Source organism: Aminobacter sp. P4_D5, from assembly GCF_056401815.1.
This window is the reverse complement of the sequence record NZ_JBFUIP010000013.1, coordinates 1-13,189: the sequence shown is the minus strand read 5'-3', so window position 1 is coordinate 13,189 and position 13,189 is coordinate 1. Positions and strand designations below refer to the sequence as shown.

Annotated in this window: 10 protein-coding genes; 5 read left to right on the top strand and 5 right to left on the bottom strand. The window is 64.1% G+C overall.

Features of this window, described 5'->3' with window-relative positions; genetic code table 11:
- Nucleotides 1–120 precede the first annotated feature (120 nt).
- Entirely contained in the window at nucleotides 121–1,131 is a 1,011-nt protein-coding gene (locus tag AC1DWF_RS05075; RefSeq protein ID WP_476788759.1) for a ligase-associated DNA damage response exonuclease, read from the bottom strand.
- An 84-nt stretch (nucleotides 1,132–1,215) separates the two neighbouring features.
- On the opposite strand from AC1DWF_RS05075, the gene AC1DWF_RS05070 reads away from it, so the two are divergent.
- Complete coding sequence (locus tag AC1DWF_RS05070; protein WP_476781771.1) at nucleotides 1,216–2,127, top strand: methyltransferase; 912 nt, start codon at nucleotides 1,216–1,218, stop codon at nucleotides 2,125–2,127.
- On the opposite strand, the gene AC1DWF_RS05065 is transcribed toward AC1DWF_RS05070, so the two are convergent.
- A complete protein-coding gene (locus tag AC1DWF_RS05065; RefSeq protein WP_476781770.1) occupies nucleotides 2,124–2,291 on the bottom strand; it encodes a hypothetical protein in 168 nt (55 codons plus the stop codon). The genes AC1DWF_RS05070 and AC1DWF_RS05065 overlap by 4 nt on opposite strands.
- A gap of 375 nt (nucleotides 2,292–2,666) precedes the next feature.
- Here AC1DWF_RS05065 and AC1DWF_RS05060 point away from each other — a divergent pair, with 375 nt between their 5' ends.
- The 3 genes from AC1DWF_RS05060 to AC1DWF_RS05050 all read left to right on the top strand — a co-directional run bounded on the left by AC1DWF_RS05060 (nucleotide 2,667) and on the right by AC1DWF_RS05050 (nucleotide 6,486).
- Nucleotides 2,667–5,168: a ligase-associated DNA damage response DEXH box helicase gene (locus AC1DWF_RS05060; RefSeq protein WP_476788758.1), complete on the top strand. Its 2,502-nt coding sequence runs from the start codon at nucleotides 2,667–2,669 to the stop codon at nucleotides 5,166–5,168.
- Entirely contained in the window at nucleotides 5,165–5,878 is a 714-nt protein-coding gene (pdeM, locus tag AC1DWF_RS05055) for a ligase-associated DNA damage response endonuclease PdeM (protein ID WP_476781768.1), read from the top strand. The genes AC1DWF_RS05060 and pdeM overlap by 4 nt, the downstream gene beginning before the upstream one ends.
- A gap of 107 nt (nucleotides 5,879–5,985) precedes the next feature.
- Nucleotides 5,986–6,486 (top strand): methyltransferase family protein, encoded by a 501-nt coding sequence (locus AC1DWF_RS05050; RefSeq protein WP_476781767.1) that lies wholly within the window; start codon nucleotides 5,986–5,988, stop codon nucleotides 6,484–6,486.
- 69 nt (nucleotides 6,487–6,555) lie between these two features.
- Here the strand turns inward: AC1DWF_RS05050 and AC1DWF_RS05045 are convergent, their stop codons facing one another.
- From AC1DWF_RS05045 to AC1DWF_RS05035, 3 genes are all read right to left on the bottom strand, one after another.
- Nucleotides 6,556–7,338, bottom strand: coding sequence for a TIGR02186 family protein (locus AC1DWF_RS05045; protein WP_476781766.1), 783 nt, complete (start codon nucleotides 7,336–7,338; stop codon nucleotides 6,556–6,558).
- Nucleotides 7,335–8,261, bottom strand: coding sequence for a sulfite exporter TauE/SafE family protein (locus AC1DWF_RS05040; RefSeq protein ID WP_476781765.1), 927 nt, complete (start codon nucleotides 8,259–8,261; stop codon nucleotides 7,335–7,337). Before AC1DWF_RS05040 ends, AC1DWF_RS05045 begins: the two co-directional genes overlap by 4 nt.
- A 175-nt stretch (nucleotides 8,262–8,436) precedes the next feature.
- Complete coding sequence (locus AC1DWF_RS05035) at nucleotides 8,437–12,162, bottom strand: peptidoglycan-binding protein (RefSeq protein ID WP_476781764.1); 3,726 nt, start codon at nucleotides 12,160–12,162, stop codon at nucleotides 8,437–8,439.
- Nucleotides 12,163–12,603: 441 nt separating this feature from the next.
- Between AC1DWF_RS05035 and AC1DWF_RS05030 the strand changes: the two genes are divergently transcribed.
- Nucleotides 12,604–13,056: a MerR family transcriptional regulator gene (locus AC1DWF_RS05030; protein WP_476781792.1), complete on the top strand. Its 453-nt coding sequence runs from the start codon at nucleotides 12,604–12,606 to the stop codon at nucleotides 13,054–13,056.
- Nucleotides 13,057–13,189 lie beyond the last annotated feature (133 nt).

Sequence of the window (13,189 nt, the reverse complement as noted above, 5' to 3'; positions counted from 1 at the left end):
TCCACCTTGTCATGCTGGCAACTGGCACGGAGGCCGAGGTTAGTTGACCTCCCCCCTTGCGGGGGAGATGGCCGGCAGGCCAGAGGGGGGTGGGACGGAATGCAACCTTCCTGAGCATCATCAATCCCCCTCATCCTCATAGCCGACGAGGTGCAAGGGCCGGGCCGCAATGCCATTCAGCTCGCACCAGCGCACCAGCACTTCCTCGCGGCCGTGGGTGACCCAGACCTCGCCGGCGCCGGTGTCCTTGATCGTTTCGGTCAGCTCGTTCCAATCGGAATGGTCGGAGATGATCAGCGGCAGCTCGACGCCGCCTTGCTTGGCGCGCTGGCGGATGCGCATCCAGCCCGAGGCGAAACAGGTGAGCGGGTCGGGAAAACGCCGCGCCCAGCGGTCGGCGAAACTCGACGAGGGTGCCACGACAATCGCGCCGGCGAAATCGCGCTTGTCGCCGCCCTCGACAGTCGCCGGCTGCAAGTCGCCGAGCGCTACACCCTGGCTCTCGTAATATTCGCTGAGCCTGGCGATGGCGCCGTGGATGTAGATCGGCTTGTCGTAGCCCTGGTCGCGCAGCAGGCGCATGACGCGTTGCGCCTTGCCGAGCGCATAGGCGCCGACGAGATGGGCGCGCTCTGGAAACTGCTGTGCCGACTTCAATAGCTTGCCGATCTCGTCAGCTGCATCCGGGTGACGGAACACCGGCAGCCCGAAGGTCGCCTCCGTGATGAAGACGTCGCATGGCACGACCTCGAAGGGCGTACAGGTGGGATCCTTGGCACGCTTGTAGTCGCCTGAAGCTACGATGCGGATGCCATTGTGCTCGACCGAAATCTGGGCCGAGCCGAGCACATGGCCGGCCGGATGAAACGAGATCCTGACGTCGCCGAGTTTGAGTTTCTCGCCAAACGCCATGGCCTGCGTTGTCCCGGCAAAGCCTGGCCCGCAGCGTATGGCCATGATGTCGAGGGTCTGTTGCGTCGCCAGCACCTTGGCGTGGCCGGGCCGGGCATGGTCGGAATGGCCATGGGTGATGAGCGCGCGCTCTACCGCCCGCACTGGGTCGATGTAGAAATCGCCGGGCGGGCAATAAAGCCCCTCGAGGCGGGGATGAAGCAGGTCGCTGGCACGCATTGTTCCAAGATAGGCATTTGGCGCTTGCGTGGAAGGCCGCTTTGGCAGTAATGCGCGCCACCCTCCTCATTGTGGATGCCGCGCTTGACGCTGTTGCAGCTCTCTTCCAACGACCTGCTTGCCGACCGGCGGGCGGACTATGCTGAAATGCTGTTCGGCTCGGGCGAGCATGCCGCCGCCGCCGAGCTGATGCTGGGCGCGCTGGAGATAGCGCCGAAATGGGCGATGGGCTGGTTTCGCCTCGGCGAGATGCAGGAGGCGGCCGGAGCGCTTGGCGCCGCAGCCGAAGCCTGGCGTATGTCGCTGAAACTCGAACCGGCGGATCGGCCAGGGGCCGCGCTCAAGCTGCAGTTGATCGGTGCGGGACCTATGAGCGAAAGCCCGCCGAGCGCTTTCGTCGAGACCTTGTTCGACCAATATGCCGACAAATTCGATCATGCGCTGGTCGAGACGCTGCATTACCGCGTGCCGGAACTACTGACGGCGGCGATTGCCGCCACGGGGCGAGCGCGGTTCGAACATGCCATCGACCTCGGCTGCGGCACCGGGCTTATGGGCGTCAAGCTGAGGCCGGTGGCGACACGGCTGGACGGTTACGACATATCGGCCGAAATGCTGCGCAAGGCGCGCGACAAGGGTGTTTACGACAGGCTTGAAAAGGCCGACCTGCAGGAATTCCAGCCAGATGGCGACAGGGCCGACCTGATTACCGCGGCGGATGTGTTCATGTATCTCGGAGGGCTCGACCGGGTGTTTGCGAGCGCAAGCGGCATGCTGGCGCCRGGCGGACTGTTTGCCTTTTCGGTCGAGCGGTTTGCCGGCGAGGGCGCCTTCGAGTTGCAGCCGTCGCGCCGCTATGCTCACTCGGAAGCCTATGTGCACGGCCTGATTGCCGCTGCCGGGCTGAATCTGGTTTCGCTGGAGCGCGCCGTGATCCGGCAGGACCGCCGCGAGCCGGTGGAGGGGCTGATCGTGGTGACGGAGAGGGAGGGCTAACGCGCTTTTGGATTGCCGAGCATGCCGCGCGACCGCAGCTGTTTTTCCGCCGGCTTGGCTGTGATGCCCATTTGTTTCTGGACGGCTTCCAGCTGGGCCTGAAGCTCGCGAACGAGCTTTTCAAGTTCAGCGATACGGGCTTCGTGTGAGGCGATGTCGGTCATGCGGGCGGGCTCGGTTTGTGCAGGTGTCCGTATGTGACGCGGCTATGGCGAAGACGCAAGCCGGATGGGTCGCACTCCTTCACGCCCCCCCTCTGCCCTGCCGGGCATCTCCCCCTCAAGTGGAGAGATCAGTCGCGTTGCCCGTAGCGCCAATCATCTCAGCGTTGCCGAACGGGCGGCGAGGCGGCCGCTGCCAATCTCCCCCCTTGAGGGGGAGATGCCCGGCAGGGCAGAGGGGGGCGTTTCAGTTGATCTGGTCGTCCTCCATCTCTTGATCCCTTTTTGTTCCAGATTCCGCTTGGCGTTGCCGCACGCCCGCGTTAGGTCTGTGGCGTGACGAGCCAAGCGAGACTGGAGCCGAGTACGACTGCTGCCATGCTGCCGGAACCATTCTTGCGATGGTTCACCGAGCGCGGCTGGTCGCCGCGCGCCCATCAGCTTGATCTGCTCGCCACAGCCCAGCAGGGCAATTCGGTGCTCCTGATCGCGCCGACTGGCGCAGGCAAGACCCTGGCCGGTTTCCTGCCGTCGCTGACCGACCTCGCTACGCGTCCAAAACGCGGGCCAGGCGAGATGCAACGCGGCGTGCACACCCTCTACATCTCGCCGCTCAAGGCGCTGGCCGTCGACATCGAGCGCAATCTCGGCAAGCCGGTCGCCGAGATCGGCCTGCCGATCACGATGGAAACGCGCACCGGCGACACGCCAGCGCACAAGCGCACGCGGCAAAAACTGTCGCCGCCTGAAATCCTGCTCACGACGCCCGAGCAATTGGCGCTGCTGATCGCCTCGCCTGACGCCGAGCGTTTTTTCGCCGACCTGCGCTACATCGTGCTCGATGAGTTGCACTCGCTGGTGACCTCCAAGCGCGGTCATCTGCTGTCGCTCGGGCTGGCGCGGCTCCGCGCCTTCGTGCCCGACCTTCAGGCGATAGGACTGTCGGCGACGGTGGCCCAGCCGGACGAGTTGCGGCGCTGGCTAGTCAACCAGAACCCATCAGGCGAGATGGCCGAGCTGATCACGGTGTCGGGTGGCGCCAAGCCGGAGATATCGATCCTCGATTCCGAGGAGCACGTGCCGTGGTCGGGGCATTCGGCGCGTTATGCCATTCCCGATGTCTATGAGGCGATCCGCAAGCACCGTACGACGCTTTTATTCGTCAACACGCGCAGCCAGGCCGAATTGCTGTTTCAGGAGCTGTGGCGGATCAACGACCACAATCTGCCGATCGCGTTGCATCACGGCTCGCTCGACGTCGGCCAGCGCCGCCGCGTCGAAAAGGCGATGGCCGACAATGCGCTGAGGGCTATGGTGGCGACCTCGACGCTAGATCTGGGCATCGACTGGGGCGATGTCGATCTCGTGGTGCATGTCGGCGCGCCGAAAGGCGCGAGCCGCCTTGCCCAGCGCATTGGCCGTGCCAACCACCGCATGGACGAGCCGAGCAAGGCGATATTGGTGCCGGCCAACCGCTTCGAGGTGCTGGAGTGCCGGGCGGCCCTTGAGGCCAATTATCTCGGCGCGCAGGACACCCCACCGCTGATCGAAGGCGCGCTCGACGTGTTGGCACAGCATGTACTGGGCTGCGCGTGCGGTGCGCCTTTCCGCGCCGACGACCTGTTCAGTGAGGTGAGGGGTGCGGCACCTTATTCAGCGCTTGACCGCGACACCTTTGACCGTGTCGTCGATTTTGTCGCCACCGGCGGCTACGCGCTGCGAACCTATGAGCGCTACGCCCGCATCCGCCTGACCAAGGACGGCACTTGGCGGGTGTCGCATCCGCGCGTTGCCCAGCAATACCGGCTCAATGTCGGCACCATCATCGAAGCGCCGATGCTGAATGTCCGCTTCACCCGCGCCAAGGGCAAGCCGGGCGCGGGCAGTGCCCAGTCGCTCGCCTTGCGCGGCGGACGCGCGCTCGGCAAGATCGAGGAGTATTTCGTCGAAACACTGTCGATCGGCGACATGTTCATCTTCGCCGGCAAGGTGCTGCGCTTCGAAGGCATCCGCGAAAACGAATGTTACGTCTCCACCGGCGGTGGCGGCAACGTGCTGGTGCCCTCTTATGCCGGCGGCAAGTTTCCGCTGTCGACCTATCTCGCCGAACAGGTGCGCGGCATGTTGGCGGACCCCGCGCGCTGGAAGGCGCTGCCCGACCAGGTGTCGGACTGGCTGCGCATGCAGCAGCTGAAATCGATCCTGCCGCGGCGCGAGGATCTCTTGATCGAGACCTTTCCGCGCGGCGAGCGCCACTACATGGTGGCCTATCCCTTCGAGGGCCGGCTGGCGCACCAGACACTCGGCATGTTGCTGACAAGGCGATTGGAGCGTGCCGGCGCGCGACCGCTGGGTTTTGTTGCCACCGACTATTCGCTGGCCATTTGGGCGCTCGGCGATCTCGGTCACATGTTCAAGAACAAGCAGCCCTCGCTCGCCGAATTGTTCGATGAGGACATGCTGGGCGACGACCTGGAGGCTTGGCTCGCCGACAGCTGGCTGCTCAAGCGCACCTTCCGCAACTGCGCTGTCATATCAGGCTTGATCGAAAAACGCTTTCCCGGCCAGGAAAAGAACGGGCGGCAGATAACGGTTTCGGCCGACCTCATTTATGACGTCTTGCGCAGCCATGAGCCCGACCACATCCTGCTCAAGGCGACGCGGGCCGATGCGGCATCCGGACTGCTCGATGTCAGGAGGCTGGCCGAGATGCTCTCGCGCATTCGCGGGCGAATCGTCCATAAGATGCTCGACCAGATCTCGCCGCTGGCGGTGCCGGTGATGCTGGAAATCGGCAGGGAACCGGTCAATGGCGAGGCCAACGATACGCTGCTGCTCGAGGCGGCGGACCTGATCGAAGAGGCGATGGGAAGCGCATGAACATTGCCGCGCGTGATTTGGTAAGGGCCGGCGGCGAAGCAATCGCCATCGCAGGCGTGCGCGCGGTCTGCGATCAGCGCGGGGCATTGCATTTCCCTGATATCGGCCTTCTCGTCGTCTCAGATTTGCATCTCGAAAAGGGTTCTTCCTTTGCCCGTCGCGGCCGGCTGATCCCGCCCTACGACACGGCCGCGACGCTTGTGCGGCTGGCATCGGTCGTCGAGGATTATGCGCCCAAGACCATCGTCAGCCTTGGCGACAGCTTTCATGATGGCGAGGGTGCGGCGCGCCTGCCAGAGCCGTTCCGCGACAGCCTGGTCGGCATGATGAAGGGCCGCGACTGGTTCTGGGTTGCTGGCAATCACGATCCCGAAGCGCCCGACGATCTGCCCGGCGAGACGGTGCAGGAACTGGCGGTCGGCGGGCTGGCGTTTCGCCATGAGCCGTCGAAGGGCCAGGCCGAGGGCGAGGTGGCGGGGCATCTGCACCCTTGCGCGCGCATCGTCCAGCGCGGCCGTTCGGTCAGGCGGCGCTGTTTTGCCGGTGACGGTTCCAGGCTGGTGATGCCGGCTTTCGGCTCGTTCACCGGTTCGCTCAACGTGCTCGACCGTGCCTACAAGGGCATGTTCCGCGATGATGCGCTGACCGCCTACATGATCGGCACCAGCAGGGTCTATGCGATTGCCGGGGCGCTGCTCAGGCCGGGGTGATTCTTCCCGCTTCGGCAGCCGCCGAAGGTATCGTGGTTGAATGCAGCTTGGTTGCACGCCGATCGAGATTGGCGTCGGAAGCAGTTTGCAATAGTCTGGATGCGATCTTGAACAAGGACCTGGGTTCGGGTCATACGATGAACAACACGGCTGACACCGCTCAAGTCATCATCCGGCCGCCGATCGCATGGGGGCTGGCCGTTATTGCCGGGCTTGTGTTGCACTGGCTCATTCCCTTGCCGTTTCTGCCGGCTTATCTGCCTACGGGCTGGTTTGGGGCGATTTTATTCACGCTCGCACTGGTGTTGTTTGCCTGGGCCATCGTTACGATGACCAGGGCCGGTTCGAACGTTCCCACCAACCTGCCGACCATCACCATCGTCGAGAGCGGACCCTATCGCTTCACCCGCAACCCCATCTATCTCGGCATGCTGCTGGGGCTGGTCGCTCTCGCCATCGCGTTGGACAATCTCTGGCTGCTGATGACGCTGGTGCCATTCGCGCTCACCATCCGATATGGCGTCGTGGCCCGCGAGGAGGCCTATCTTGAGCGCAAGTTCGGCGACGTCTACCGTGGCTACCGGTTGCGGGTACGGCGATGGCTGTAGCCATGTCGCGTTGCGACTGACGGTTCAGCGCGCGCCTCTCTTTGAGGCGGGGCGCGCCGGCGTCGCCTTTCAATCTTTCCTGAAGATGATCCTGCCGAGCCAGCCGGTGAGCATGGCAAGGCCAATGGCAAACAGGCCGTAGCCGAAACCGTGGTCGGTGGCGAAGCGAAAGATGGTCTGCTCGAAACCCGACTTGACGATGGCCAGTTGCGCCGAGGTTTCCTTGATGAACAGGCCGTTGCGGAACAGGAAGGCACGCGCCTTGTGGGTGCCCACCGGCACATTGGGGGCGAGGTGCAGCGTGGCGCGGAACAGGCTTTGCGACAGGAACTGCACGCCGCCGATATTGTCGCTGTAGAGCCCCATCGCCTGCTTGCGTTCACGCAGCGCGTCGGTGAATTCCTGGATGGTCAGCGGGCTGTCGCGCTTGTCCTCGGGCTCCATGTAGATGTTGGTCGCGCCGAGTGACAGCTGCCGGTAGTTGTTGGGATCGGTGATGTCCTGCGGCTGACGCGTGGTCGCCACGGAATAAGACATAGGCACGTTGGTGAAGGTTTCGGACTGGGTGTTGATCCACATGCCGAGCACGCGGCTCTTGCGGCGCACCACAACCGGTCGCGCTGGACCTTCGAGCACGACATAGACGTCGTAGCGGCCCTGGCGGTTGATCAGCGGGTCGGCGTTTTCGAGCGCGCCGAAGATGGTGAGATCGGCACCAGCGAAATTGGCCGTGATGGCGACGCGGTCGGTCGACAGACCGATCTGGATGCTTTCGGGATGCGCCGCTTCCTGGGCGCGCGCCGGAAGGGCGGCAGTCAGGAGCAGGGCTGCAAGCAGTGCCGCCCGCATCATATCAGCCCGCTCACGCCGGTCAGCGAATAGAGGTTCTGCGGCCTGACGAACAGGTCGAAGCCGAGCCGCAAGGCGACCGCCAGAACCAGCAGTGCCAGCAATGCGCGCAGCTGTTCGCCGCGCAGTTTCTGGCCTGCCTTGGCGCCGTATTGCGCACCCGCGACGCCGCCGATCATCAGCACCAGAGCGAGCACGATGTCGACGGTCTGGTTGGTGGTCGAGTGCACCAGCGTGGTGAAGGCCGAAACGACGACGATCTGGAACAGCGACGTGCCGACGACGATGTTGGTCGGCACCTTGAGCAGGTAGATCAGCGCCGGCACCATGATGAAGCCGCCGCCAACGCCCATGATGGCGGACAGAAAACCGATGCCGGCACCGATGCCGAGCACCGGGATGACGGAGACGAACAGCTTCGAGGTGCGGAAGCGCATCTTGAAGGGCAGGCGGTGGATCCAGTTGTGCTGGCCCGATTTCTTCAGCGCCGGCGGCACCCCGCCCTTGGTCAGGCGCAGCGCGTTGACGCTTTCGATCAGCATCAGCCCGCCGACGGTGCCCAAAAAGACGACGTAGAGCAGCGAGATGAACAGGTCGAGCTGGCCAAGCGCGCGAAGCAGCGCAAAGACGAAGCCACCGGCGGCCGAGCCGGCTATGCCGCCGATCAGCAATATGGTGCCGAGCTTGAAGTCGAGCGTACCGCGCTTGAGATGGGCAAGCGCGCCGGAAAAGGACGAGGCGATGACCTGGTTGGCGCCGGTGGCAACCGCGATGGCGGGGGGGATGTTGTAGAAGATCAGGAGGGGCGTGATGAGAAAGCCGCCGCCGACCCCGAACATGCCCGACAGGAAGCCGACCGCCGCGCCCATTGCCAGGAGCACGAACACATTGACCGACATTTCCGCAATCGGGAGATAGATGCCCACCCGTCAGTCTCTGCAAATTGAATTGTTGCCGACGCCCATCCCTGGGAGCTTGTTGGCTACCGGGTACTTGCGCCGACATTGCGGCGAAGTCAAACTTCGCCGAGCACAAACGAAAAATAACTCAATCAGTTAACCCTCCGGTAAAGGCGGGCTGCAGAAAGCTGGTGATGGTGAATTATTTACGCGCCAGCAAAGCCTCGACCAGTGGGCCATCGACCTCGCCGGTGGGGGCCATGGCGTTGTCTTTCTGGAACGCGGCGATGGCGTCCTTGGTCTTCTGGCCCATCACGCCGTCGGGCTTGCCCACCTCGTAGCCGCTCTTGCCGAGGATCGACTGGATGTTCTGCACGGCCTTTTTCATGTCGACCTTGGCGGCCGGCGCGTCCTGCCATGCCTCTGGCACCGCGACCGAGTTGGAGGCAGGGTCCAGTGCCTTGGGCTGCCAAAGTGCTGTCGTCTCCTTGGCGCGCTTGAGCTGGTCGGGGCTGAGTGCCTTGGCGATCTCGTCGCGCTTGGAAGCCGCGTCATTGTCGCCCTGCTTGGCGACCAGCGCGAACCACTTGTAGGACTCTTCGAGGTTCTGCTTCATGCCGACGCCCTTGGCGGCGAGGATGCCGAGATTGAACTGGCTGTCCTTGACGCCGAGTTCGGCCGCACTGACGAACCAGCGGTTGGCCGAGTCGTTGTCGACGGTGCCGTCCGCGCCCATGGCAAGCAGCACGGCCAGATTGTGCATGGCGCTGGCGTTGCCCTGGGCCGCGGCGAGCTGGTACCAGGTCTTGGCCTTGACGGCGTCGCGGTCGACGCCGATGCCCTTCTCATACATGTTGCCGATGCGGTACTGCGCCGGCGCGAAGCCAAGTTCGGCCGACTTTTCGTACCACTGGGCGGCGGCTTTCATGTCCGCGCTTGTGCCGCGTGCTTCGGCGTAGCGTGAGCCGATTTCAAACAGCGCCTTGGCGTCGCCGGCATTGGCCGCATCGCGCAGTGGCGCCGGACCGACAGCTTCGGCCATCAAGGCGGCAGGTGTCGGTGTTGGTTTGATCGCCTCGGTCACTACAGGCTGTGCTGGAATGGACTGCGTGCTGGCATGGTCGAGCATGACATCGGCCGGTGCCGTATCCTGTATCGCCTCGGCGATCATGTCAGGTGCTGCGGCGGGAGCTTGCGCGACCTCGGGCTTTTCGACATTGCGAACCGGAGCGGCAGTTTCCGCGATGGGCTTGGCAGGAGCTGCGACCGCGACCTGGACCGGCTGGGCGGAAGAAGGTGCAACGGTGATGCTTGCCGTTTCGACCGGGTCGTTGAGGAAGGCCTTGCCGAGCTGCATGCCGGCGAGCGCCAGCATTACCGCGCCGACGGCCATGAGAACCGATTTGCGGCGGGACTTGATGAGATCGCCGATGCGCAGCGCGCGCACCGGGCCCTTGAAGTCGGAAGTGCGCTTGAGCGCATCGGCCTCGGCGGCGGCTGCCTGAGCCGCGCGTCGGGCAGCGGCGATGAAGTCGGACTTCGCCGCGTCGGGCTCATTGGGACGCACAATTTCGCCACGCTCGTCGCGGACGCGGCGCATGATGGCGTTGAGGTCAGGTGCACCGGAGCCCGGCTCCAGCGGGCGGTTGGCAATCTTGGGATCGAGCGGCGCGTCGAGCATGACGCTTGGCGCAGGCGTCTCGACGACAGGCTCGGCAGCTACCGCGATAATGGTCTCTTGCTTGGCCTTCTTGCTGGCGAAAGCGCGCGCAAGACCGCCGAGCATCGAGGTCTTGGCCGGCTTTGGCTCTTTCTTGTCCGTGCGGACGACGTCGAAGGCCTCGATCGCAGCGGCCGCTTCGGCGGCTGCCTGTGCCGGGCTACGGGTCGCGCGTTCGCTCTCCAACGGACGTTCGGCTTGATCGGAGCGGCGGCCAAAGGTGGCATTGGCGTCGGGCAGCGGCGCTGGTGCTTCCGAATCGAGCGATGGCGTTTCGCTGAGCGCCAATTTCGGTGCCGGCGACAGCATGGTGGTCGACAACAATTCGGCGACGGAAGCAGGCGCCTCGACAAGTGCCGGCTCGCTGGGTTCGAGTGAACCGAGCCGGTCGACGATCTTGAGCAGCGTGTCGTGGATCGCCTCGAAGGTCTTGCCGTTGCGCTCGTCGGAGCGGCGGGTCAGCGTCTCCAGCGCCTTGAGGTCCTGCGCAAGCCCTGCCACAGCGGCGGTCTCGGTGGTCGAGCCGGAGAAGGAGCGCACAGCATCTTCGGCGGCCTGGCGGGCAGCTTCGACAAGGGCGTGGTGGTTGCCGGCGATCGAGCGTTCGATCTCGTCGATGCGCGGACGGATGTCTTCGAGCTCGGGCAGCGGCGCGCCGGGACGCGCGAGGTGGCTCGACAATTCGCTGACCTGGGCTTCCAGGCTGCGGATCAGGCTCGGGTCGATGCTCGCTACCTGCGCCGCCGACATTTCGATGCGGCCGGAGATGTCTTCGAGACGGGCTTCGAGCCCGCGCATGGCAAGCTCGGTGGCAGGGTCGGCGCGGTTGGTCTCAAGCCGCTGGGCAAAAGCAGTGAAGCGCGCGTCGATGGCTTCCATGATGCCAGACTGATCGGCGACCGGTTGGGCCGCCTGACGGTCGAGGCGTTCGCCCAAATCTTCAAGGCGGCGTTCGAGATCGCGAAACAGCGTGTTGCCATGTTCGAAAGCGTCGCCCTGGCGGCGCTCGAACACCTCGGCGAGCGCATCGAAGCGCTGCTCGATGCCCTGGAAGATGAGGCCGGCATCAGGTGCGGCGGGCGTGCGCTCGATCTTGTCGGCGATCAGCGAGATCTGCCGGCCAAGGCGCTCGACGGCCTGCTCGGGGATTTCGCTGCGCGCGGCGATGCCGTCGACACGATTGGAGAGCTCGTTGAGGCACTCGATGATCTCGGCCGTCGGCTGGTCGGCTGTGATCTCCTCGATCTGGTGGGCAAGGGCTGCGATGCGCACCTCGATCCGCTCGAACGGCTCGGGGTTGAAGTGCGGCGTCTGGGCAGCGACGGTCGATGCGACGATGGCACGCGAGATTTCGTCGAGGCGTTCGTCGATGAGGCTGAACATCTCCTCGCCATGGCTGTCGCGCTGGCGCACGAACTGGTCGACGGCACCAGCAAGTGTGCGGACCTTTTCTTCGATGGAGCGCAGCGACAGCGATTCGGGCAGGTTGTTGACGGCGTCGTTGATCTGTTCGAGGCGGCCAGCGAGCGCTGCAAGGGCAGGATCTGCCGGGCGCTGGCGCGCATCTGCCGACATGCGGTCGGCAAAATCGGTCCAGCGGCGGTCGAAATCGTCCCAGCGGCGATCGACCGAAAGCACTGTCTCTTCGCGCGCCAGATCGCCGAGCGAGCGACGGACCTGTTCGAGTTCGAGGCGCAGCGTGTTGACGCTCTTGTCGTCGCTGCGTTCGGCGAGCGAGTGGATGGCGCCCGACAGCCGCTCCAGCTCAAGCCCGAGTTCGACGGCGTGGGAGCCGGCAGCGCCTGCCTGGCTGGCGCGGTCGATGTCCTTGCGCAGCAGGTCGAATTCGCGTTGCAGCCCAGACGTCATCTGGTGGCGCATCTCTTCGCGCAGCGCGCGCAATTCGTTGGCGATCTTGCCGGCGGCGGCGATGCCGTCTTCCTGGCCGCGGGCGCGGTCGATGTCGCGCGCGATCGTCTGGTAGGGCCGTTCGTAGGGTGCGCTGCGGCCAAACTCGCCGCGCGGCGTGTAGCCGGCCGGGGGCGTTTGCCGTTGCGGCGCGCGGTAGGATTCGGCAGCTTCCTCGCGCGTGCGTTCGAGCCGCGCTTCGAGATTTTCCAAGGAGCGGTTGAGCTGGTCGAGCGAAGCATGCGGGCGGCGCTGCCTGCCTTCATTCAGGGTGTCGAGATAGGACCGCTTGTTGTTCATCGAAACGCCCGTTGGTCAGAGTGCTGGTGCTGGAACCAGAAGTCTCAAATCCTTGCCGGGAACAGAGGCGCGAGATGCCACGGAACTGGGTTTCCTGAGGCCTTTCGCCGCCTTCCGAAACCGTGAACAATCCAATACATGATGCTCACGGGGGAACCGACACGGGTACATTTCCCTCAACGTGGTAAACAAGCTCTTAACCAAGCTTAAGAAACTGCGACGTTGTGTAACCACCGGAACGGTCAAATCGGCCAGATTTCCCTTGCGTAGGGTAGGCGGTGTCGTTATAGCATTTACGTAAACGTAAGACGTGTGCAGATCGCCGTCTTAAGGAAGCATTTACATAGAAACCACGATCGGAAGCCCCGCCCCCTGCGGCTTCCATCAGAGCACTGGCCGGCTCTGCCGCCGTGCTCGCAATTGGGGATTGCAGAGAAGATGATGAAGCTTGTGTCGGTCGCCGACGTTGCGGCCAATGAAAACAATCTTTCCAGCGAGGACTATGTCCGCATTGGAGAGATGGCGAAGCAGTATGGCGTGACGTTGCGGACGTTGCGCTTTTACGAAGACAAGGGGTTGCTCAACCCCAAGCGTGAGGGTGCGACGCGCCTTTACACCCGTCGCGACCGTGCGCGGCTGAAGCTGATCCTGCTCGGCAGGAAGGTTGGTTTCTCGCTGCGTGACGTCAAGCAGATGATCGACCTGTACGATCCGACCGGCACCAACGCCAAGCAGCTGCGCCTGACGCTCGACAAGTCGGACAAGCAGCTCGGCCGCCTGCACAAGCAGCGCCAGTTGCTCGACGAAGCGATCGGCGAGCTGACCGACCACATGGCGACCGTCCGCCAGTTGCTGGCCGAGCGCACCACCATCCAGGCCAGCGCCGCAAGCTGATATCAAAGCTGTTTGCTTATTTGAAAACGACCCGGCGAGGGAGACTTCGCCGGGTCGTTTTGCGATTGGTGGATTGCGGTCTGATGGGGGTGGCGCGCTCAATGGAGCGGCTCATACCGAGCCTTTTCTGTTC